Consider the following 21,491-nt stretch of genomic DNA (forward strand, 5'->3'; position numbering starts at 1 on the left):
CCTCCGTACCCTCGCCTACAGCCCGAGATAGGCTTCCTTGACCTTCGGGTCGGCCAGGAGCGCGCCCGCCGCGCCGGAATGGACGACCTCGCCGGTTTCCAGCACGTAGCCGCGATCGGCGATCGCCAGCGCCGCCGAGGCGTTCTGCTCGACCAGCAGGATCGCCATGCCGCGCGCCTTGAGGCTGGTGACGGCCGCCAGAATCTGATCGATCAGCAGCGGCGACAGGCCGAGCGAGGGCTCGTCGAGCAGGAGCAGCGCCGGTTCGGCCATCAGCGCCCGGCCGATCGCCAGCATCTGCTGCTGACCGCCGGACAGGCCCGAGGCCAGCAGCGCGCGCTTCTCGGCAAGAATCGGGAACATGGCATAAACGTCCGCCAGGCTCTCCTCGGTGCGGTCGCGGCCGCGCCGATAAGCGCCGAGGCGCAGGTTGTCCTCGACGCTGAGCGGCCCGAAGATCTGCCGCCCTTCCGGCGACTGCACCAGCCCGCGGGCGACGCGGGCGAATGCCGGCAACTTCTGGATCTCCGTGCCCGCAAGCCAGATGCGGCCGGACAGGACCGGCTGCGCACCGGATAGCGCCCGCAGCAGCGTCGTCTTGCCGGCGCCGTTCGAGCCGACGATCGCCACCACCTCGCGCTCGCCGATCTCCAGCGAGACGTCGTGCAGCACCTGGATGCGCCCGTAGGCGGAATTGAGTTTCTCAACCTTGAGCACGGTCCGCCTCCCTCGCCCCGTGTTCGCCGAGATAGGCGGCGATCACCGCCGGGTCGTTGCGCACCGCCTCCGGCGTGCCCTCGGCGAGTCGCCGGCCCTCGGCGAGCACGAGGATGCGGTGCGAGATGCGCATCACCAGCTTCATGTCGTGCTCGATCAGGACGACGGCGATGCCATCGGCGGCGATTTCGCTGATCAGCCTGTCGATCGCCTCGCTCTCGACCGCGTTGCAGCCGGCGGCCGGCTCGTCGAGCAGCAGCACCTTCGGCGCGGCGGCGAGCGCGCGGGCGATCTCCAGCCGCTTCAGCGCGCCATAGGGCAGCGAGCCGGCCGGCATGTCGGCGTAGCGAGCCAGCCCGACCCGGTCGAGCAGCACGCGCGCGGCCGTGCGCGTCGCCCGGTCCTGCCGGGCGACCGAGGGCAGGCCCAGCAGGTCGGACAGGAACGAGGTCTTCTCGGTCAGGTGGAAGCCGACCATGACGTTTTCCAGCGCCGTCATGCGGAAGAAGACCTGCAGGTTCTGGAAGGTGCGCACCATGCCGCGCCGGACGAGCAGGTGCGGGGCGATGCCGCCGACGGTCTCGCCGTCGAGGACGACGCTGCCGCGGTCGGTGCGGTAAACGCCGGTGACGATGTTGAAAAGCGTCGTCTTGCCGGCACCGTTCGGGCCGATGATGGCGAAGATCTCGCCGGGGTCGACGGAGAAGGAGACGGCGTCGACCGCGACCAGGCCGCCGAACGAGATGCCGGTATTTTCGACCTGAAGCAGGGTCATGCCGCGCGCTCCGTCCACATCCGCTGCAGCGCCGGAACGATGCCGGCCGGCAGGAAGATCATGAACACCATGATCAGCAGCCCGAGCACCATCTGCTCGTAGTCGTGCAGCGCCGTCAGCGCCTGCGGCAGCACGACGAGGAAGGCCGCCCCCACGACCGCGCCGAACACCGAGCCGAGCCCGCCGATGATGACCATGGCGACGAGCTCGATCGAGTTCATGAAGCCGGCGACGTCGGGCGTCACCAGGCCGTTCATCAGCGCGATCAGACCGCCGGCGACCGCGCCGTAGACGGCAGCGAGCACGAAGGCGTTGAGCTTCTTCTGCGCGACGTCGATGCCGGTGGCGGCGGCGGCGACCTCGCTGTCGTGCAGCGCCCGCAGCGCCCGGCCGGTCGGGCTGGCGCCGATGTTGAGCGCGACCGCGGCACCGACCAGCATCACGCCGGCGGTAACCCAGTACCAGGTCGCCGAGCCCGACAGGCGGAAGCCGAAGACCGTGGCGCGGGCGACCTGCATGCCGTCCGGGCCGCCGGTGATGTCGCTCTCGCCGGTGATCACGAGCGAGACGATCATGCCGAAGCCGAGCGTGGCGATCGCCAGGTAGTAGCCCTTCAGCTTCAGGATCGGCCGGCCGACGAGCCAGGCGATCAGACCGGACAGGACGGCACCGAGGCCGAGGGCTGCGAGCGGATGCAGGCCGAAATATTCCGGGCCGAGCGCCACCGAATAGGCGCCGATGCCGAGGAAGCCGGCATGGCCGAGGCTGACCTGGCCGGCGTAGCCCATCAGGATCGTCAGCCCCATGGCGGCCAGCGAGAAGGTCCACACCAGCGCGGCGACGCGCAGATAGAAGCCGGAAGGAGCGACTAGCGGCACGACCGCGACGATGATTGCCAATACCAGGAGCGGTAGGAATCGGCTGGGTAGAAACGACTTGGCCATCAGACGCGCTCCACGCTTTTCGAGCCGAACAGGCCGCGCGGCATAAAGAACAGCACGACGAGGATGGCGAGGAAGGCGACCGCATCCTTGTAGGCGGAGCTGATATAGCCGGCGCTGAAGGCCTCGAGGATGCCGATCAAAAGACCACCGACGAGCGCGCCCTGGGGCGAGCCCATGCCGCCGACCATGGCTGCGGCGAAGCCCTTCAGCGCGAAGATCGTGCCGATGTCGTAGCGGGTCAGCGTGATCGGCGCGACGAGGATGCCGGCGAGCGCGCCCATGGCCGCCGACAGGCCGAAGGCAAGCCCGAGCATGACCCGGACATTAATGCCGACAAGGCGGGCGGCGAGCCGGTTGGCGGCGGTGGCGATCAGCGCCTTGCCGGTCAGCGTGCGGGTGAGGAAGACATAGAGGCCGAAGAACAGCACCACCGCGCCGGCCAGCACCCACAGACTCTGCGGCAGGATCGCGGCCCCGCCGATGCGGATCGGGTCGGCGCCGGAAAAGGCCGGCAGCGTGTGGAACTGCTTGTCGAAGACCATCTGCGCCACGCCCTTGATGAAGATCGAGGCCCCGATGGTGATCATGATCAGCGTGACCGGCGAGGCACCGCGCGCCGGCTCGATCGCGAGTCGGTGCAGCAGCAGGCCGACGAGCACGGCGCCGACCACGGCGATCAGGGCCGCGACCGGCAGCGACAGGCCTGCGGCCATCAGGAACACCGTGCCCATGCCGCCGATCATGACGAAGTCGCCCTGGGCGAAGTTGATCACGTCGGAGGCATTGTAGATCAGCGTGAAGCCGAGGGCGACGAGCGCGTAGACGGCGCCGACGGTCAGCCCGGATATCAGAAGCTGCAGGAATTCGCTCATCGCTCGGTCACCCGCTCGTCAGAAAGGCAGAAGGGGCGGTTGCAGCCGCGGTTCAGTTCGCGGCCGTCTCCGGCACCCAGTCCCCGTTCTCGATCCGCAGCAGGTGGAACGATTCGGTGCCGAGGCCGAGATGGTCCTCGGCCGACATGGTGTAGATGCCGGTGACGCCGACATGGCCGCTGGTCGCCTCGATCGCGTCGCGGATCGCCGCTGGATCGTCTGAGCCGGCCTTTTCGATGGCGGCCGCCAGGAGCGACAGGCCGTCATAGGCGTAGCCGCCGAAGGTCGAGACCGGCTGGCCGGTGGCGGCCTCGTAGGCCTGCTTGTAGGCGGCGACGACCGGCTTCTGTTTGTCGTCGTCGGCGAGCTTGTCGGCGATCAACAGCGCCGGCGCGGGCAGGCGCACGCCCTCGGCCGCCTTGCCGGCGAGCTCGATGAAGCTCTTCGAGGCGACGCCGTGCGACTGGTAGAGCGGCAGCGCGATGCCGAGCTGGGCGTAGTTGCGCGTGACGATCGCCGGACCCTGACCGAAGCCGGGATTGACGACGGCCTGCACGCCCTCGGTGTTCTTGATCGTATTCAGCTGCGGGGTCATGTCGGCGTCGGTCGGGCCGTAGCTCTCGTCCGCCACCACCTCGATGCCGTAGTCGCCGACGACGTTCATGCACTGGTTGCGCATCGACTTGCCGAAGCCGTCGGTGCCGGAAATCAGGCCGATCTTCGTCAGGCCGCGCGCCTTCATGTCCTCGAAGATCTTCATGCAGGCGGTCTTGTCGGTGTGCGGCGTCTTGAACACCCACGGATTGACCGGATCGACGATCTCGATGGCGCCCGCGAGCGAGATGAACGGGATCTCCGCGTCTTCGAACACCGGGACCATCGCCATCGTCGCACCGGTCGAGGTGCCGCCGACCATGGCGACGACGCCGTCATCCTCGACCAGGCGGGTGGCGAAGGTGCGCGCCTTGTTGGCGTCGCCACCGTCGTCGTAGAGGATCAGCTCGACCGGCCGGCCGAGCAGGCCGCCCCTGGCGTTGATCTGCTCGGCGACCAGCTTCAGCGTCTTGGCCTCGGGGTCGCCGAGGAAGGCGGTGGAGCCGGTGGCCGAGACGACCGAACCGATCCTGATCGGGTCGGCGGCGGCAACGGGAGTAACGCCGGCGGCAAGAAGGGCGGCGGCGGCGGCGGTGCCGAAAATCGCACGGCGGGTCGGCGTGATGGTCATGGCGGTACTCCTCCCAAAGTATCCAGTGATCGGCGGGCATCCAGGCGGACGCGGCGGGGCCTGTTTGCAATTTGCGGAAGGCACGATATAATTAACCGACCGATTGGTCAATCTATAAATACGCCCGGGACCCTCGCGGTTCGCGACGCAGGAGACGGCGGCTTTACGCGGGCGGGCACGATTGATAGAGCGATCGGACAATCATTCGCCGCGCCGGCCTCCGGCGACGGTGATCGCAAGCGAATGGGAGTGCACATGGCCCGCACCCGCGCCCAGGACTACGACACCAAGCGGCTGGCGATCCTGCATCGCTCCGCCGAGCTCTTTGCCCGCTACGGCTTTCCCGGCACCTCGATCAACATGATCGCCGAGGCCTGCGGCGTGTCGAAGGCGCTGCTCTATCACTACTACCCGGACAAGGAAGCGCTGCTCTTCGACATCCTCAACGACCATCTGCAGGAACTGGTCGAGGTGGTCGGCCAGGCCTATGGCTCGACCGGGGAGCCGAAGGCGCGGGTGAAGGCGATCGCGGCGGCCCTGATGGACGCCTATCGCGACGCCGACGCGGAGCACCAGGTGCAGATCGCCAACCTCAAGCTGTTGCCGGACGAGCGGCGCGAGCTCCTTCTGGCGATGGAGCGGCAGCTGGTGGTGTTCGTGTCCGACGCGCTCGCCGAGGCCCTGCCGGAGATCGGCAAGGGGCCCTTGCTGAAGCCGCTGACGATGTCGATGTTCGGCATGCTCAACTGGCACTATCTCTGGTTCCGCGAGGGCAAGGGGCTGACGCGCGACCAGTATGCCGACATGGTGACGACGCTGATCCTTGCCGGCGCGCCGCAGGTCGCCGCGGCGACGGCCGGGCAAGGCCAGGCCGGCCGGACTGCGCCGCGATGACGACGCACCCCGAGGAGCGACCGGCCGATGCCTCGGCCCTGCGGCAGGCACTGTCGCAGGTCCTGGACCGGCTGCAGTCGCAACCCTCGCGCACCTGGTCGATCATCATCACCTTTTATGGTGATGCGCTGCTGCCGCGCGGCGATTCGGTCTGGCTCGGCACGCTCAACGCCTTCTTCAAGGGCCTCGACATCGGCGACGGCGTGGTGCGCACGGCGATGTCGCGACTGGCCGCCGACGGCTGGCTCGAACGCAGCAAGGTCGGCCGCAACAGCTTCTACCGGCTCGGGGCCAAGGGCCGCGACACCTTCTTCGAGGCCGCCAACCGCATCTACAATCCGAAGGCTGCCGCCTGGGACGGACAGTTCACGGTGTTGATGCCGACGCCCGGCCCCGGCCCCGACCGCGACCTGTTGCGCAAGGCGCTGGAGGCGGCCGGCTACGGCGCTCCGGCGCAGGGCACCTGGATCGCGCCGTCGACCTGGCCGGTGCCGGCGATCGCCGGCGAGGAGCCGCGGCTGCTGGCACAGGGGAGCGCCGCCGACATGCGCGCGCTCGCCAGCCGCGCCTGGCCGCTCGAGACGCTCGCGGCGCAGTACCGTCACTTCATCGCCGACTTCGGCCCGCTGCTGGCCGTTCTCGACCGGGGCCTGCACCCGACCGACCTCGGCGCGATCACGGCCCGCGTGCTGATGATCTACGAATACCGCCGCATCGTGCTGCGCGACCCCGGCCTGCCGGCGGCGATCCTGCCGGAAGACTGGCCGGGGGCGGCGGCGCGGCAGCTCTGCGCCGCGCTCTACCGCCATCTCGCCCCGGCCTCCGAGCGCTGGCTGGACCAGAACGGCATGGACGAGGATGGCCCACTGAAGCCGCCCCGCATCTCGATCGCCGACCGCTTCATCTAAAGCCTTTCATTTCAACGCAAAATTTCCAGCCGCGCGCCCGAACGAAAACATGTTACAAAAAATGATTGATGACTCCTTTTTTGTTACATATAATGCCTCTCATCGAGGGAGGACGCGATGTACACCCAAGCTCTCAACGCCAATCCGGACAGCGATCGCGAGGCCGAGGACGCGGCCCGCATGGAAACGTTTCAGGCGCGCGTCGATGCCGAGGACCGGATCGAGCCGAACGACTGGATGCCGGCGGCCTATCGCAAGACGCTGACCCGGCAGATCTCCCAGCACGCCCATTCCGAGATCGTCGGCATGTTGCCCGAGGGCAACTGGATCACCCGCGCCCCCTCCCTGCGGCGCAAGGCCGCGCTGTTGGCCAAGGTTCAGGACGAGTGCGGCCACGGCCTCTATCTCTACGCCGCCGCCGAGACGCTTGGCACCTCGCGCGAGGAACTGGTCGACCAGCTCCTGACCGGCCGGGCGAAGTATTCCTCCATCTTCAACTACCCGACGCTGACATGGGCCGACATCGGCGCGATCGGCTGGCTGGTCGACGGTGCGGCGATCATGAACCAGATCCCGCTCTGTCGCTGCTCCTACGGGCCCTATGCCCGGGCGATGATCCGCGTCTGCAAGGAGGAGTCCTTCCACCAGCGCCAGGGATACGAGATCATGGTGACGCTGGCCCAGGGCAATTCAGAGCAGAAGCAGATGGCGCAGGACGCGCTGAACCGCTGGTGGTGGCCGTGCTTGATGATGTTCGGCCCGCCAGACGCGGCCAGCCAGCACTCCGACCAGTCCACCCGCTGGAAGATCAAGCGCTTCTCCAATGACGAACTGCGCCAGAAGTTCGTCGACGCCACCGTTCCGCAGGCGCAGTACCTCGGACTGACGCTGCCCGACCCGGCGCTGAGGTTCAACGACGAATCCGGGCACTGGGAATACGGCGAGATCGACTGGGACGAGTTCAAGCAGGTGATCGCCGGCAACGGCCCCTGCAACCGCGACCGGTTGGCGGCCCGCAACAAGGCCCATGCCGAGGGCGCCTGGGTGCGCGAGGCCGCCCTTGCCCATGCCGAGAAACGCCGCGCCCGCAAGGCGGCGGCTTGAGGAGGAACTTGCACATGAAGGACGTATTTCCGCTCTGGGAGGTCTTCATCCGCTCACGCAACGGGCTGGCGCACAAGCATGTCGGCTCGCTGCACGCGGCCGACGCGACGCTCGCGCTGCAGGCGGCGCGCGACGTCTACACCCGCCGCGGCGAGGGCCTGTCGATCTGGGTGGTGCCATCGAACGCGATCACCGCCTCCGACCCGGCTGACAAGGGCATGATGTTCGAGCCGACGGCGTCGAAGATCTACCGCCATCCGACGTTCTACGACGTGCCGGACGAAGTGGGACACATGTAGGCCTGGGCTTACCTGAACCGCATCTGCATGTGACGATCCGGCTGCGTCGGAGGAAGACGCCGTGCGCACGCCCTTGGAGGACCCCATGGCGAAGACCATCCACGTCAACGAGACGCCGCTCGTACTCTACACGCTGCGCCGCGCAGACGACGCCCTCATCCTCGGCCACCGCCTGTCGGAATGGTGCGGCCACGCGCCGATGATGGAGGAAGATATGGCGCTCGCCAACATGGCGCTGGACCTGATCGGCCAGGCCCGCTCGCTCTACGGTTACGCCGGTGAGACGGAGGGCGCGGGCCACGGCGAGGACGATTTCGCCTACTGGCGCGACGAGCGCGGCTATCGCAACCTGCTGCTGGTGGAACAGGAGAACGGCGACTTCGCCCGTACCATCCTGCGCCAGTTCCTCTATGCCAGCTTCGCCGATCTCTACTGGCGGGCGATGATGGGCTCGACGGACGAGACGCTGGCGGCGATCGCCGCCAAGAGCGAGAAGGAGATGGCCTATCACGTGCGTCACAGTGCCGAGTGGGTGATCCGGCTCGGTGACGGCACGGCAGAGAGCCATGCCCGCATCGCCGCCGCGCTCGACGAACTCTGGCCCTATACCGGCGAACTGTTCGAGATGGACGCCGCCGAGATGGAACTGGTGCAGGCGGGCATTGCCGTCGATCTTTCGCGCCTGCGCGACCAGTGGCGCACCGACGTCAAGGCGGTGCTTGACGCGGCCACGCTTTCCATTCCCGACGACGGCTGGATGCAGCGGGGCGGCCGCAGCGGTCGCCACAGCGAGCACCTCGGCCATCTTCTGACCGAGTTGCAGCACATCCAGCACACCATCCCGGGGGCCGTGTGGTGATGGCCGGGCGCGGGGCTTCGCCGCGGCCGGCGGCTCATTCGCCGGCGGGCCGGGACGCGCTGTTGGCCCGTGCCCGCGCGGCGGCTGCGACCGTGTCCGACCCGGAGATCCCGGTGCTGTCGATCGACGACCTCGGCGTGCTGCGTGACGTCAGGATCGCCGCGGACGGCGCGCTCGAGGTGGTGATCACGCCGACCTATTCCGGCTGCCCGGCGATGAACATGATCGCGGTGGAACTGGAGCTGGCCCTGGCCCGCGCCGGCTTCGACCGGGTGCGGGTGGCGACGGTGCTGTCGCCGGCCTGGACGACGGACTGGATGACGGCTGCGGGCCGGCGCAAGCTGAAGGCCTACGGCATCGCGCCGCCGGCGGACAGGCGCGCCGGCCGCGGCGCCCTGTTCGGTACCGACGAGGTCGAATGTCCTCTTTGCGGCTCGAAGAATACCGCGCGGCTCGCCGAGTTCGGGTCGACCTCCTGCAAGGCGCTGTGGCGCTGCGAGGACTGCCGCGAGCCGTTCGACTACTTCAAATGCCACTGACGAGGTGATCCGGATGCCCGTTTCCCAGCAAGCCACCACCGCCGCGCAGGCGCACGCGCCCACCTCGGCCCCGCAGCACGCCCCGCGCTTCCACCGACTGCGCGTCGCCGACGTGGCGCGCGAGACCGACCACGCCGTCTCCGTCGCCTTCGACGTGCCGCCGGCCCTGTCCGGCGATTACCGCTTCGCGCCCGGCCAGTACCTGACCCTGCGCGGCAGCGTCGACGGCGAGGACCTGCGCCGCTCCTACTCGATCTGTTCCGGACCGCGGGACGGCGAGTTGCGGGTGGCGATCAAACGGCTCGACGACGGCGTCTTTTCCAACTGGATCAACGACACGCTCAAGGCCGGCGACGAGCTGGAGGTGATGACCCCGACCGGCCGTTTCGGTCTCGCCAATGCGCCCGGCAACGGCCGAGTCCATGTCGGCTTTGCCGCCGGCTCCGGCATCACGCCGATCCTGTCGATCATGCGCGGCGTGCTGGAGACCGAGCCCGACAGCCGCTTCTTCTTGTTTTACGGCAACCGCTCGACCGGCGACATGCTGTTCCGCGGCGCGCTGGAGGAGCTGAAAGACCGCTTCCTCGACCGGCTCGCGGTGTTCCACGTGCTGAGCAAGGAGGAGCAGGACATCTCGGTGCTCAACGGCCGGCTCGACGGCGCCAAGGCGCGGGTGCTGCTGTCGGCGATGGTGCCGGCGGCGATGGTCGACCATGTCTTCATCTGCGGCCCGACCGGCATGATCGACGAGCTCGAGGCGACGGTGAAGGACGTCGGCATCGCCGCAGACCGGATCCACACCGAGCGCTTCGTCTCCGTCTTCAACGGCCGGCCGCGCGCGCCGGTCAAGGTCGCGCCCGACGCGCCGCCGGCTCATACCGCGGTGCTGACGGTCGACGGCAAGCGGCGCGAGGTGCCGGTCGCCGAGGGCGAATCGGTGCTCGATGCGGCGCTGCGCGCCGGCATGGACCTGCCGTTCGCCTGCAAGGGCGGCATGTGCTCGACCTGCCGCGCCAAGCTGGTCGAGGGCGAGGCGCCGATGGAGGTCAACTATTCGCTCGAGCCCTGGGAACTGGAGGCCGGCTTCGTGCTGACCTGCCAGGCTCACCCGAAGAGCGCCCGCGTCGTCGTCGATTTCGACCAGATGTGAGTAGCGCCGGTCGACGACCGGCCCTGTCCTTCGCCCTGCGCCCATGCGCGGGATTGGCGTTATTTCCGCGAACCGCTCCTTCGCATGGACCCGCTGCCAGGCCTCCCGACCCGGTTTGATCCGGCGTCCAGCCCGCGCATCGCTTTGCGGAAAGAGCGATCATACGCCGCGCGAGCGCCAGCCCACCCGGTCAGGTCGAGGGGGATGAGCTGGACCGAACCGGCATCAAACGAAAAGGCCGGCTGATCCAGCCGGCCTTGTTGGCTTCGACCGACGGGCGGTCACTCCCTCGGACGCTTGTCGATGACGCGCTTGGCCTTGCCCTCGGAACGGGCGACCGTGTTGGGCGCCGATATCAGCACCGCGGTCGAGATGCCGATGGTCTCCTTGATGCGCTCGACCAGCCTTTGCGCGTGCTGCTGCAGGCCCTCGCCGTCCCAGTGCTCCTGCCGCGCCTCGGCCAGCACCGTCATCTTGTCCATGCGGCCGTCGCGAGACAGCTCGATCTGGAAGTGGCCGGCGCACCAGTCGGTGGCGAGCAGCGCCTCCTCGATCTGGCTCGGAAAGACATTGACGCCGCGCAGGATGATCATGTCGTCGCAGCGGCCCGTGACCTTCTCCATGCGGCGCATGCCGGGGCGGGCGGTGCCCGGCAGCAGGCGGGTCAGGTCGCGGGTGCGGTAGCGGATGATCGGGAAGGCCTCCTTGGTGAGCGAGGTGAATACCAGCTCGCCATATTCGCCGTCTGCAACCGGCACGCCGGTCTCCGGGTCGATGATCTCCGGCAGGAAATGATCCTCCCAGACATGCAGCCCGTCCTTGGTCTCGACGCATTCCTGGGCGACGCCGGGGCCGATCACCTCGGACAGGCCGTAAATGTCGGTGGCCTGCATGTCGAAGGCCAGTTCGATCTCCTGCCGCATGGCGTTGGTCCAGGGCTCGGCGCCGAAGATGCCGAATTTCAGCGAGCTGGCGCGCGGGTCGATGCCGGCCTTGCGGAAGCCGTCGAGCAGCGCCAGCATGTAGCTCGGCGTGACCATGATCACGTCCGGCTTGAAGTCGGTGATCAGTTGTACCTGTCGTTCGGTCATGCCGCCCGACATCGGCACGACGGTGCAGCCGAGCCGCTCGGCGCCGTAATGGGCGCCGAGGCCGCCGGTGAACAGGCCATAGCCATAGGCGACATGCACCATCATGCCCGGGCGTGCGCCGGCGGCGCGGATCGAGCGGGCCATGACGTCCGCCCACATGTCGATGTCGGACCGGGTATAGCCGACGACGATCGGCTTGCCGGTGGTGCCGGAAGACCCGTGGACGCGGGCGAGCTTTTCCTTCGGCACGGCGAACAGGCCGTAGGGATAGTTGTCGCGCAGATCCTGCTTGACGGTAAAGGGAAAGCGGGCGAGGTCGGAGAGGTCGCGAAAGTCGGAGGGATGCACGCCGGCGGCGTCGAACTTCTGCCTGTAGAACGGCACGTTCTCGTAGGCGTGGCGCAGCGACCAGGCAAGGCGCTCGCGCTGCAGCGACTGGATGCGGTCGCGCGAGGCGCGCTCGTTCTCGTCCAGGCCGGCGGCCAGTTCCGGGCTCGACTGGATGTTGGGGAATCTCATGGTCACGTTCTCCTCCGTCTCGGGCCTGTCCTCCAGGCTGATCATGCGTCCCCGCCGGCTTACGCTCCGTCCGTTGCGACAAACGCGCGCCCGAGGCTGCGCGAGTGGCCGCGGAATTCGGCAATCGTCACGCCGCCGGCGCTGACGCGCACGTCGTAGATCCCGGACCGTCCCGCCCGCGACACCTCCCGCGCCTCCGCCACCAGGCAATCTCCCAACTTCCCCGGGCGGATGTAGCTGATGCTGCAATGGGCGGCGACCGTCGTCTCGCCGTAGGAGTTGCAGGCAAAGGCGAAGGCGCTGTCGGCGAGCGCGAAGATGAAGCCGCCATGGGCGGTGCCGTGGCCGTTGGTCATCGCCTCCCCAACCGTCATCGTCAGCGTGGCCTTACCTGGCCCGACCGAAACGACCTCCATGCCCAGTCCCTGACTGGCGCGGTCGCTCTCCCACATCGTCTGCGCCGATAGCCGGGCAAGCTCGGCGCCGGTCATTCCGCTTGCCCCGTGAAAACGGCCGGGCGCTTTTCCATGAAGGCCCTGACGCCCTCGGCATAGTCCGGCGTGCGGCCGGCGCGACGCTGGAGGTCACGCTCGAGGTCGAGCTGGGTGTCGAGGTCGTTGGCGCTGGAAGCCTGCATCGCCTCCTTGATGAGGGCCAGCCCCTGGGTCGGCTGCTTGGCGAGGTGGGCGACGAGCGCCTCGGCCTCCGCCATCAGCCGGTCGTCGTCATACACCTTCCAGATCAGGCCCCAGGCTTCCGCCTGTTCGGCCGAGAGCGGCTCGGCCGTCAGCGCCATCGCCTTGGCGCGCGCCTCGCCGATCAGCCGCGGCAGGAAGAAGGTCCCGCCCGAATCCGGCACGAGACCGATCCGGGCAAAGGACTGGATGAAGCGGGCCGAGCGGGCGGCAAGCACGATGTCGCAGGCAAGGGCGATGTTGGCGCCGGCGCCGGCGGCAACGCCGTTGACGGCACAGACGACCGGTTTGCGCAGGCTGCGCAACCGCCGCACCAGCGGATTGTAGAAGGTCTCGATCGTATGGCCGAGGTCGGGCGGACCGTCGGTGCCGACGCGGTCGGACAGGTCCTGCCCGGCGCAGAAGCCGCGTCCCTCGCCGGTGAGCAGCACGGCGCGGCAGCGCGCGTCGGCCGTCTCCTCCAGCGCGGCGGCGAGCGCGCGGTGCATGTCCTCGTTGAAGGCGTTGAGCCGGTCCGGCCGGTTCAGCGCGATCGCGGTCCAGCCCTCGCGCCGGTCCACCTTGATCGTCGACGTCACGTTCTCCTCCCTTCGCCCGGCCGGCAAGTTTCACTTGAATTGACCGATCGTTCGGTTAATAATTAGCCGAATTCGACCCCGTGTCAACTGGCCGGAACAGTGCCGGGGCCGAAGGTGGAGGATAGCATGACCGGACTGTTCGAGAAGCATCACGGCCTCCTGGCCGATGCGGAAAAGGCCATCGACGCGCGCGGCTTCTGGAGCGCGTTCTCTGAGGTCCCGCGCAGCTATGGCGAGGGCCCGCCGGCCGCGGGCACGGCAGCGTTCGAGGCGCTGTGCGGCAAACCGTTCGCGCTCGGCCAGGACGCCGACGACGGCTGGGTCGGCGGCGAGACCTCGCCCTTCGGTCGCGCACTCGGCATCACCTATCCCCGCACCGGTATAGACCGGCTGGTCGCGCGCGGCTCCGGCGCCGCAGCCGGCTGGGCGCAGGCGGGCGTCGAGGCCCGTTGCGGCGTGGCCCTGGAAATCATCACCCGCCTCAACCGCGCCTCCTTCTTGATCGCGCACGCGGTCGAGCACACGACCGGCCAGACCTTCGCCATGGCGTTCCAGGCCGGCGGCCCGCATGCGCAGGACCGGGCGCTGGAGGCGGTCGCGTACGCGTACAGGGAAATGACGAAGATCCCGCAAGGGTCCGTCGCCTGGGACAAGCCGGTCGGGCGCAGCGTCATCCGGCTGCAGAAGGAGTTCCGCCTCGTCCCGCGCGGCATCGGCCTCGTCATCGCCTGCGCCACCTTCCCGACCTGGAACAGCTATCCGGCGCTGTTTGCCGACCTCGTCACCGGCAATCCGGTGATCGTAAAGCCGCATCCGGCGGTGATCCTGCCGCTGGCCATCACCGTGAAGATCGCCCGCGAGGTGCTGGCCGAGGCGGGCTTCGACGCCGACGTCGTCCAGCTCGCGGTCGACACGGCCGACGCGCCGGCTGCGCCGACGCTCGCCGTGCATCCGGCGGTGGGGCTCGTCGATTTCACCGGTTCGGCCACGTTCGGCCGCTGGCTGCGCGAGCATGTCGAGCGCAAGCCGGTCTTCACCGAAGAGACCGGCGTCAACACCATCGTCATCGACGGCACCGACGAATTCTCGGCCATGTGCGAGAACATCGCCTTCTCGCTGTCGCTCTACAGCGGCCAGATGTGCACGACGCCGCAGAGCATCTTCGTTCCGCAAGGCGGGATCGACACCGACGAGGGACACAAGAGCTTCGACGAGGTCGCCACCGCCATCGGCGCAGCCATCGACGCCCTTTTGGCCGATCCGCAGCGCGCCGCCGCCGTCTGCGGCGCGATCCAGAACCCGGAGACGCTCGAGCGGGTCGCGAGGGCCGCCGGCCTCGGCCGGGTCGTGCGCCCGAGCAACCCGGTCGCCGGACTGCCGGGCGCGCGCACGGCGACGCCGCTGCTGCTTGCTGTCGCGGCGGCCAGCGAGGCGGCCTACCTTCAGGAGCAGTTCGGGCCGATCAGCTTCGTGGTATCCTGCAGCGACACGCATGACGCAATCGACCGCGCCACGCACGCGGCCCGCACCAGGGGCGGCATTACCGCCGCCCTCTACAGCCGCGACGGCGCGCTGATCGACCGGGCGGCCGGGCTCTATGCGCGGGCCGGCGTTCCGCTCTCGGTCAACCTGACCGGCGGCATCTATGTCAACCAGAGTGCCGCCTTCAGCGACTTCCACGTCACCGGCGCCAACCCCGCCGGCAGCGCCTGCCTGACCGACACGGCCTATGTCGCCGAGCGCTTCCGTGTCGTCTGCGTCCGCCGGCCGGCGGCGGACTGAACCGCATTTTCAAGGAGGATTTCATGCCGGAAGCCTTTATCTGCGATTTCACCCGCACGCCGATCGGCCGCTATGGCGGCGCGCTGAAGGACGTTCGCGCCGACGACCTCGCCGCCCATCCGCTGCGCGTGCTGAAGGAGCGCAACCCGCGAGTCGACTGGGAGGCGGTGGACGACGTCATCTTCGGCTGCGCCAACCAGGCGGGTGAAGACAACCGCGACGTGGCGCGCATGGCCGTGCTGCTCGCCGGCCTGCCGGCAACCGTGCCGGGCACCACCATCAACCGGCTGTGCGGCTCGGGGCTCGACGCCGTCGGCATGGCGGCACGCGCTGTCAGGACCGGCGACGCCGAGCTGGTGATCACCGGCGGCGTCGAGAGCATGACACGCGCGCCCTTCGTCATGGGCAAGGCGACCGCGGCCTTTTCGCGCCAGGCGGAGATCTTCGACACCACCATCGGCTGGCGTTTCGTCAACCCGCTGCTGAAGGCGCAGTATGGCGTCGACTCGATGCCGGAAACCGCCGAGAACGTCGCAGCCGACTTTTCGATCCCGCGCGAGGACCAGGACCGCTTCGCCTACCGTTCGCAGCAGCGCACCAAGGTCGCGCAGGAGACCGGCTTCTTCGACCGCGAGATCGCACCGATCGAGGTCGCCGGCAGGAAGGGCGCGGTCACCACCGTCAGCGCCGACGAACATCCGCGCCCCGACACCACGATCGAGCAACTGGCCAAGCTGAAGGCCCCATTCCGCAAGGACGGCGGTTCGGTCACCGCCGGCAATGCCTCCGGCGTCAATGACGGCGCCGGCGCCCTGATCATCGCTTCCGAGGCCGCCGTCAAGCGCTACGGTCTCACGCCGCGCGCCCGCATCGTCTCTGTCGTCTGTGCCGGCGTCGCCCCGCGCATCATGGGCGTCGGCCCGGTGCCGGCAACGAGGAAACTCCTGGAAAAGACCGGGCTGTCGCTTGCCGACATCGACGTGATCGAGCTGAACGAGGCCTTCGCCGCGCAGGCGCTCGCCGTGCTGCGACAGCTCGGCCTGGCCGATGACGCCGAGCACGTCAACCCGCACGGCGGCGCGATCGCGCTCGGTCACCCGCTCGGCATGTCGGGCGCGCGCCTCGCCATGACCGCCGTCAGCGCCCTGGAAGTGCGCGGACAAAGGCGCGCGATCGCGACCATGTGCATCGGCGTCGGCCAGGGGATCGCCGGGCTGATCGAAAGGGTGTGACATGACCAGCCCCGCCCATCCCGTTTCCATCACCCGCCACGGCGCTGTCGCCGTCGTCGCCATCGACCATCCACCCGTCAACGCGCTGTCCAAGGCGGTGCGCGAAGGGCTGATCTTCGCCGCAACCGAGATCGCCTCGGACGACAGCGTCACCGCCGCCGTCATCACCGGCGGCCCGGGCCGGTTCATCGCCGGCGCGGATCTCAAGGAAATGGCGCTGCCGCCGGACGAGCCCTACCTGCCCGACGTGGTGGCGGCGATCGACGCGCTTGCCAAGCCCGTGGTCGCGGCGATCGGCGGGGCGGCGCTGGGCGGCGGGCTGGAGATCGCCCTCGCCTGCGACCACCGCCTTGCCAGCCCCGAGGCGATGGTCGGCCTGACGGAAACGCGGCTCGGCATCATCCCCGGCGCCGGCGGCACCCAGCGCCTGCCGCGCCTGACCGGCATGGCGGCGGCGATCACCCTGATCGGCGAGGGCAGGATCCTGAAGGCGGCCGAGGCCGAGGGTCACGGCATCGTCGACCGCGTCGTCGACGGCGACCTGCTGACGGCGGCGATCACGCTGGCGCAGGCGGCGGAAAAGCGGCCCCTGCGCGAACGGCCGGTGCCCGAGGGCGACCCGGCCGAAGAGGAGGCGGCGACCGCGGCGGCAATCGCCCGCGCCAAGGGCGTGCCGGCGGTGGCGGAGGTGATCGCGATCATCCGCACGGCCCGCGACCCGTCCTTTGCCGAAGGTCTCGCCGCCGAACGCGCGGCCTTCCTGCAACTGCGCGAAAGCGCCGAGGCGAAGGCGCTGCGCCATCTCTTCCTTGCCGAGCGAGAGGCCTGGAAGGTGCCGGGCCTGCACGGCGTGGCCGCCCGCCCGCATGCAAGGGTCGCCGTCATCGGCGCCGGCACCATGGGCGCCGGCATCGCCGTGGCGCTTGCCGACGCCGGACTGACGGTCACCGTGCTCGAGCGCGACGAGGCGGCCGCGGCCGCCGGGCAGGAGCGCATCGGCGGCCTCTATGCCCGCCAGGTCAAGGCCGGCCGCATCAGCGCCGAGACGATGGCCGGGCGACTTGAGCAGCTGGCGGTCGGCTGCGACTGGGCCGTCCTTGCGCAGCAGGACCTCGTCATCGAGGCCGCGTTCGAGGACATGGCGGTCAAGGCCGGCATCTTCCGGCGGCTGGACGCGCTGTGCCGTGCGGGGACGATCCTCGCCACCAACACCTCCTATCTCGACCTCGACGCGATCGCCGCCGTGACGAAACGGCCGCAGGACGTGGTCGGCCTGCACTTCTTCTCGCCGGCCAACGTCATGAAGCTGCTGGAGATCGTGCGCGGCGAAAGGACCAGCGCCGAGGCGCTGGCGACCGCGCTGGCGCTGGCGAAGGCGATCCGCAAGATCCCGGTCGTTGCCGGCAATTGCGACGGCTTCGTCGGCAACCGCATCTACGCGGCCTATCGCCGCCACGCCGAATACCTGGTCGAGGACGGGGCCCTGCCGGAACAGGTGGATGCGGCGCTCGAGGCCTATGGTTTTGCCATGGGCATCTTTGCCGTCTCCGACATGTCCGGCCTCGACATCGCCCATGCGATGCGGAAGCGCCGCGCCGCCACGCGCGATCCGGACGAGCGCTACGTCGCCATCGCCGACACGCTGGTGGAAGCCGGCCGGCTCGGCCGCAAGACCGGCGCGGGCTGGTACGCCTATGACGCCGCAGGCAAGAGATCGGTCGATCCCGCCACCACGCGGGCGATCGAGGCCGCCCGCGCCGCCAAGGGCCTGCCGGCACGGCGTTTCACGCCGCACGAGATCCAGCGCCGGCTCCTCGCCGTGCTGGCCAACGAGGGCGCCAAGGTGCTGGCCGAGGGGATTGCACAGCGCGCCTCGGACATCGATCTCGCCTTCGTCAACGGCTACGGCTTCCCGCGCCTCAAGGGCGGGCCGATGTGGGCCGCCGACCAGGCCGGGCTGTCGCGCCTCCTCGCGGAGGTCGAGGCGGCGCACAGGGCCGGCGGAGTCGGCTCGGAACCGGCCCCGCTCCTCGTCGAACTGGCCCGCACGGGCGGAACCTTTGCCGCGTGGCGCCGCTGAGGCGCGGCGCAAACAGGAGACCATGCCATGCCCACCATCCTGAACAGCTACGTCGAGGACCGCTGGCTTGCCGCCGAGCGCGGCCTTGTCGACATCCCGAGCGCGATCGACGGCCGCATCGTCGCCCGCGCCTCGACCGAGGGCCTCGACTTTGCCGCCGCCCTGTGCCACGCCCGCACGGTTGGCGGCCCGGCGCTGCGCGCGCTCACCTTCCACGAGCGCGCCGGCCTGCTCAAGGCGATCGCGCTCCATTTGAACGAGCACAAGGAAGAGCTCTACCAGCTTGCCTTCGACACCGGCGCCACCCGCCGCGACAACTGGATCGACATCGACGGCGGCATCGGCACGCTGTTCGCCTATGCCTCGCGCGGCAGGAAGGAGCTGCCCAGCGAGCGCTTCGTCATCGAGGGAGAGACCGAGGGCCTGTCCAAGGGCGGCACCTTCGTCGCCCGCCACATCCTGACGCCCCTGACCGGCGTCGCCGTGCACATCAACGCCTTCAACTTCCCCTGCTGGGGCATGCTGGAAAAGCTGGCGCCGACCATCCTCGCCGGCGTTCCGGTCATCACCAAGCCGGCCACCGCAACCGCCTATGTGGCCGCGGCCTGCGTGCGCATGATCGTCGACAGCGGCATCCTGCCGAAGGGAGCACTGCAGTTCATCGCCGGCTCCACCGGAGACCTGCTCGACCACCTGACCGGCCAGGACGTCGTCTCCTTCACCGGTTCGGCCGACACGTCGGAGAAGCTGCGCAACCACCCGGCGATCTCCCGCAACGCGGTGCGCTTCATCGCCGAGCGGGATTCGCTGAATGCCGCCGTCCTCGGTCCGGATGCCGTGACCGGCACCCCCGAGTTCGACATCTTCGTCAAGGAGGTGGCGCGCGAGATGACGGTCAAGGCGGGGCAGAAGTGCACCGCGATCCGACGGGTGCTGGTGCCGCGGGCGCAGGCGACGGCCGTGACCGAAGCGCTGGCGGAAGCGCTCGCCAAGGCCGTTCCCGGCGACCCGCGCCGTGACGAGACGCGTATGGGCGCGCTCGCCTCCAAGCAGCAGCGCGCCTCGGTGGTCGCGGCGATCGCCCAGTTGCGCGGCGAGGCGGAGATCGCCTTTGGCCAGGTCGAGGTGCCGGACGGCGAGGGCGCCTTCTTCGCCCCGGTACTCCTGCACTGCGACCAGCCGCTCGCGGCCAAGGCGGTCCACACGGTCGAGGCCTTCGGCCCGGTGGCGACGCTGATGCCCTACGACACGCTGGACGAGGCGGTCACGCTGGTGAGCAAGGGCGAGGGCAGCCTGGTCGCCTCCGCCTACACCTATGACGCCGATATCGCCGAGGCGCTGATCTTCGGCATCGCCCCCTATCATGGCCGCGTGCTGGTGCTCGACCGCGACTGCGCCAAGGAATCGACCGGCCACGGCTCGCCGCTGCCCGGGCTCGTCCATGGCGGTCCCGGCCGCGCCGGCGGCGGCGAGGAGATGGGCGGCCTGCGCGGCGTGTACCACTACATGCAGCGCACCGCGCTGCAGGGCTCGCCCGAGCGCATCGCCGCGCTCACCCGACGCTGGACCAAGGGCGCCGCCGAGGAGGTGACGCCCGAGCATCCGTTCAGGCGGAACTTCGAAAGCCTGAAGATCGGCGAGACGGTGGCCACCCCCGCCCGCACGATCGGCCTCGATGACATCGAGCACTTCGCCCGCTTCACCGGCGACGAGTTCTACGCTCACATGGACGAGCAGGCGGCGGCGGCCAACCCGTTCTTCCCCGGCCGCGTGGCGCACGGCTACCTGATCCTGTCATTTGCCGCCGGCCTGTTCGTCGATCCGGCGCCGGGCCCGCTGCTGGCCAACTACGGCCTCGACAACCTGCGCTTCCTCAAGCCGGTCTCACCCGGCGATGCGATCCGGGTGCGGCTGACGGTGAAGGACAAGAAGGCGGCGCGCAGCCCGGACTACGGCGAGATCCGCTGGGACGTCGAAGTGTTCAACCAGGACGACGAAACGGTCGCGCGCTACGATCTCCTGACCATGAGCGCGCGCAACGCCGCCTGACGGCGGCAGGGGCCGGCACCGCCGCCATGGGCGCGGGCCTTTGCCCTTGCGTGAACGGGGCAACCCGCGCCATGTTCGGGCGAGACCGGCGATGCCCGCCATCCGGGCTTTGCCGCCAGATGCCAAAGATCGTGTCATGATCCGCGTGGAGGAATGGCGATGGAGCATGCGGCAGCAAGCGGACGCATCGACCGCCGGGTCCTTGCCGGCGTCGGCGCACAACTGCGCCATCGGGGCGTCGATCCCGAGCCGATCGGCCGGCGCGCCGGCTGCCCGGTAAGCGACGGCGAGCCCAGTGGGTCCACCGTCAGCCTGGGCCAGTTCGTCGGCTTTCTCGAGGAAGCCGGACGGGCGCTGCCGGACGCCACCGGGATCTGGCGGTGCGGCCGGGCCTTCGTGCCGTCGGGGCTGCCGGCGCTGTTCCCGCACTTCGAGCGCGGCAGCCGGCTGGGGACGGTGCTGTCGGCGCTCGTGGCGACGATGAACGAGGTACAGTCCGGCAGCCTCATCCGCCTCTCGGTCGTCGACTCGCTCGCGCTGATCGAGTACCGCATCCTCGACCCGTCGATCTGGCCGCGCGTTTTTGACGTCGAGTTCACCTTCGGATTCTTCGACGGCGTCATCCGCCGTTACTTCGAGCCCGACTTCCGGCCCGAAAGCCTCGTCTTCGAGCACGAGCCGGGCGGCCGCCGCCACGCTTTCGACGCGGCCTTCGGCCTGGCCTGCGTCTACGGCTATGCCAGCAACATCCTTGCCTTTCCCGCCGCCATGCTGTCGCTGCCGTTGCGGGCGGACTGGCCGGCCGGAACGGAAGCGAACGAACCGGTCGGGCCGCCGGAGCAGGCCGAGTGCCTTGCCGGCCGGTTGCGGCTCGCCGTGCTGTCGCGCATCGGCGAAGGCGAGATCGACCAGGCGACGATCGCGACGATGGTGGGGCTGTCGTCGCGCACCCTGCGGCGACGGTTGCTGGAGCAGGGCCTGTCGTTCCGCGGCGAGATCGAGCGGCTCAGGATGGAATACGCCCGCGAAATGATTGTGCAGACGAACCTATCGTTCATGGAACTGGCAAGCCGGCTCGGCTATCGCCAGCAATCCGACTTCACCCGCGCATTTCGCCGGGCCGAGGGGGTGCCACCGAGCGTCTTGCGACAGCGCTAGGCGCGTAAACAGGGAGACCGG

At 69.2% G+C, this 21,491-nt stretch carries 20 protein-coding genes; 12 read left to right on the top strand and 8 right to left on the bottom strand.

Annotated elements, in window-relative coordinates; translation table 11 throughout:
• Window positions 1–15 precede the first annotated feature (15 nt).
• Genes ACXAGF_RS19275 through ACXAGF_RS19295 form a run of 5 tightly spaced genes read right to left on the bottom strand, consistent with a single transcriptional unit; the run spans window position 16 to window position 4,533 of the window.
• Window positions 16–717, bottom strand: a complete 702-nt coding sequence (locus tag ACXAGF_RS19275; protein WP_475018984.1) for an ABC transporter ATP-binding protein — start codon at window positions 715–717, stop codon at window positions 16–18.
• Entirely contained in the window at window positions 704–1,492 is a 789-nt protein-coding gene (locus tag ACXAGF_RS19280; RefSeq protein WP_475018985.1) for an ABC transporter ATP-binding protein, read from the bottom strand. Before ACXAGF_RS19280 ends, ACXAGF_RS19275 begins: the two co-directional genes overlap by 14 nt.
• Window positions 1,489–2,436 (bottom strand): branched-chain amino acid ABC transporter permease, encoded by a 948-nt coding sequence (locus ACXAGF_RS19285; RefSeq protein ID WP_475018986.1) that lies wholly within the window; start codon window positions 2,434–2,436, stop codon window positions 1,489–1,491. Before ACXAGF_RS19285 ends, ACXAGF_RS19280 begins: the two co-directional genes overlap by 4 nt.
• Window positions 2,436–3,308, bottom strand: coding sequence for a branched-chain amino acid ABC transporter permease (locus ACXAGF_RS19290; RefSeq protein ID WP_475018987.1), 873 nt, complete (start codon window positions 3,306–3,308; stop codon window positions 2,436–2,438). Before ACXAGF_RS19290 ends, ACXAGF_RS19285 begins: the two co-directional genes overlap by 1 nt.
• A gap of 52 nt (window positions 3,309–3,360) precedes the next feature.
• Window positions 3,361–4,533 (bottom strand): ABC transporter substrate-binding protein, encoded by a 1,173-nt coding sequence (locus ACXAGF_RS19295; RefSeq protein ID WP_475018988.1) that lies wholly within the window; start codon window positions 4,531–4,533, stop codon window positions 3,361–3,363.
• Between the two features lie 255 nt (window positions 4,534–4,788).
• Between ACXAGF_RS19295 and ACXAGF_RS19300 the strand changes: the two genes are divergently transcribed.
• From ACXAGF_RS19300 to paaE, 7 genes are all read left to right on the top strand, one after another.
• Complete coding sequence (locus ACXAGF_RS19300; protein WP_475018989.1) at window positions 4,789–5,427, top strand: TetR/AcrR family transcriptional regulator; 639 nt, start codon at window positions 4,789–4,791, stop codon at window positions 5,425–5,427.
• On the top strand, window positions 5,424–6,335 hold the full coding sequence (gene paaX, locus ACXAGF_RS19305) for a phenylacetic acid degradation operon negative regulatory protein PaaX (protein WP_475018990.1): 912 nt from the start codon (window positions 5,424–5,426) through the stop codon (window positions 6,333–6,335). Before ACXAGF_RS19300 ends, paaX begins: the two co-directional genes overlap by 4 nt.
• 117 nt (window positions 6,336–6,452) lie before the next feature.
• Entirely contained in the window at window positions 6,453–7,439 is a 987-nt protein-coding gene (paaA, locus tag ACXAGF_RS19310; protein ID WP_475018991.1) for a 1,2-phenylacetyl-CoA epoxidase subunit PaaA, read from the top strand.
• 14 nt (window positions 7,440–7,453) lie between these two features.
• The gene (paaB, locus tag ACXAGF_RS19315) at window positions 7,454–7,738 is read left to right on the top strand and encodes a 1,2-phenylacetyl-CoA epoxidase subunit PaaB (protein WP_475018992.1); all 285 of its coding nucleotides are present in this window, start codon (window positions 7,454–7,456) and stop codon (window positions 7,736–7,738) included.
• 85 nt (window positions 7,739–7,823) lie between these two features.
• Window positions 7,824–8,597, top strand: coding sequence for a 1,2-phenylacetyl-CoA epoxidase subunit PaaC (gene paaC / locus ACXAGF_RS19320; RefSeq protein ID WP_475018993.1), 774 nt, complete (start codon window positions 7,824–7,826; stop codon window positions 8,595–8,597).
• Window positions 8,597–9,136: a 1,2-phenylacetyl-CoA epoxidase subunit PaaD gene (paaD, locus tag ACXAGF_RS19325; RefSeq protein ID WP_475018994.1), complete on the top strand. Its 540-nt coding sequence runs from the start codon at window positions 8,597–8,599 to the stop codon at window positions 9,134–9,136. Before paaC ends, paaD begins: the two co-directional genes overlap by 1 nt.
• A 13-nt stretch (window positions 9,137–9,149) precedes the next feature.
• On the top strand, window positions 9,150–10,286 hold the full coding sequence (paaE, locus tag ACXAGF_RS19330; RefSeq protein WP_475018995.1) for a 1,2-phenylacetyl-CoA epoxidase subunit PaaE: 1,137 nt from the start codon (window positions 9,150–9,152) through the stop codon (window positions 10,284–10,286).
• 281 nt (window positions 10,287–10,567) lie between these two features.
• On the opposite strand, the gene paaK is transcribed toward paaE, so the two are convergent.
• From paaK to paaG, 3 genes are read right to left on the bottom strand one after another with little or no spacing between them, the layout of a single operon-like run.
• Entirely contained in the window at window positions 10,568–11,896 is a 1,329-nt protein-coding gene (paaK, locus tag ACXAGF_RS19335) for a phenylacetate--CoA ligase PaaK (RefSeq protein WP_475018996.1), read from the bottom strand.
• Between the two features lie 59 nt (window positions 11,897–11,955).
• A complete protein-coding gene (paaI, locus tag ACXAGF_RS19340) occupies window positions 11,956–12,387 on the bottom strand; it encodes a hydroxyphenylacetyl-CoA thioesterase PaaI (protein WP_475018997.1) in 432 nt (143 codons plus the stop codon).
• Window positions 12,384–13,169, bottom strand: coding sequence for a 2-(1,2-epoxy-1,2-dihydrophenyl)acetyl-CoA isomerase PaaG (paaG, locus tag ACXAGF_RS19345; protein ID WP_475018998.1), 786 nt, complete (start codon window positions 13,167–13,169; stop codon window positions 12,384–12,386). The genes paaI and paaG overlap by 4 nt, the downstream gene beginning before the upstream one ends.
• A 126-nt stretch (window positions 13,170–13,295) precedes the next feature.
• Here paaG and paaN point away from each other — a divergent pair, with 126 nt between their 5' ends.
• The 5 genes from paaN (at window position 13,296) to qhpR (ending at window position 21,470) form a co-directional block, all read left to right on the top strand.
• Window positions 13,296–14,951 (top strand): phenylacetic acid degradation protein PaaN, encoded by a 1,656-nt coding sequence (paaN, locus tag ACXAGF_RS19350; protein ID WP_475018999.1) that lies wholly within the window; start codon window positions 13,296–13,298, stop codon window positions 14,949–14,951.
• Between the two features lie 23 nt (window positions 14,952–14,974).
• Window positions 14,975–16,183, top strand: a complete 1,209-nt coding sequence (gene pcaF, locus ACXAGF_RS19355) for a 3-oxoadipyl-CoA thiolase (RefSeq protein WP_475019000.1) — start codon at window positions 14,975–14,977, stop codon at window positions 16,181–16,183.
• Window position 16,184: 1 nt separating this feature from the next.
• Window positions 16,185–18,263 (top strand): FAD-dependent oxidoreductase, encoded by a 2,079-nt coding sequence (locus ACXAGF_RS19360; RefSeq protein WP_475019001.1) that lies wholly within the window; start codon window positions 16,185–16,187, stop codon window positions 18,261–18,263.
• Window positions 18,264–18,290: 27 nt separating this feature from the next.
• Window positions 18,291–20,312, top strand: coding sequence for a phenylacetic acid degradation bifunctional protein PaaZ (gene paaZ, locus ACXAGF_RS19365; RefSeq protein ID WP_475019002.1), 2,022 nt, complete (start codon window positions 18,291–18,293; stop codon window positions 20,310–20,312).
• 159 nt (window positions 20,313–20,471) lie between these two features.
• On the top strand, window positions 20,472–21,470 hold the full coding sequence (gene qhpR / locus ACXAGF_RS19370; RefSeq protein WP_475019003.1) for an AraC-like transcriptional regulator QhpR: 999 nt from the start codon (window positions 20,472–20,474) through the stop codon (window positions 21,468–21,470).
• The last annotated feature ends 21 nt before the right edge of the window (window positions 21,471–21,491 follow it).

The organism is Mycoplana sp. ABR4_002, assembly GCF_056159645.1.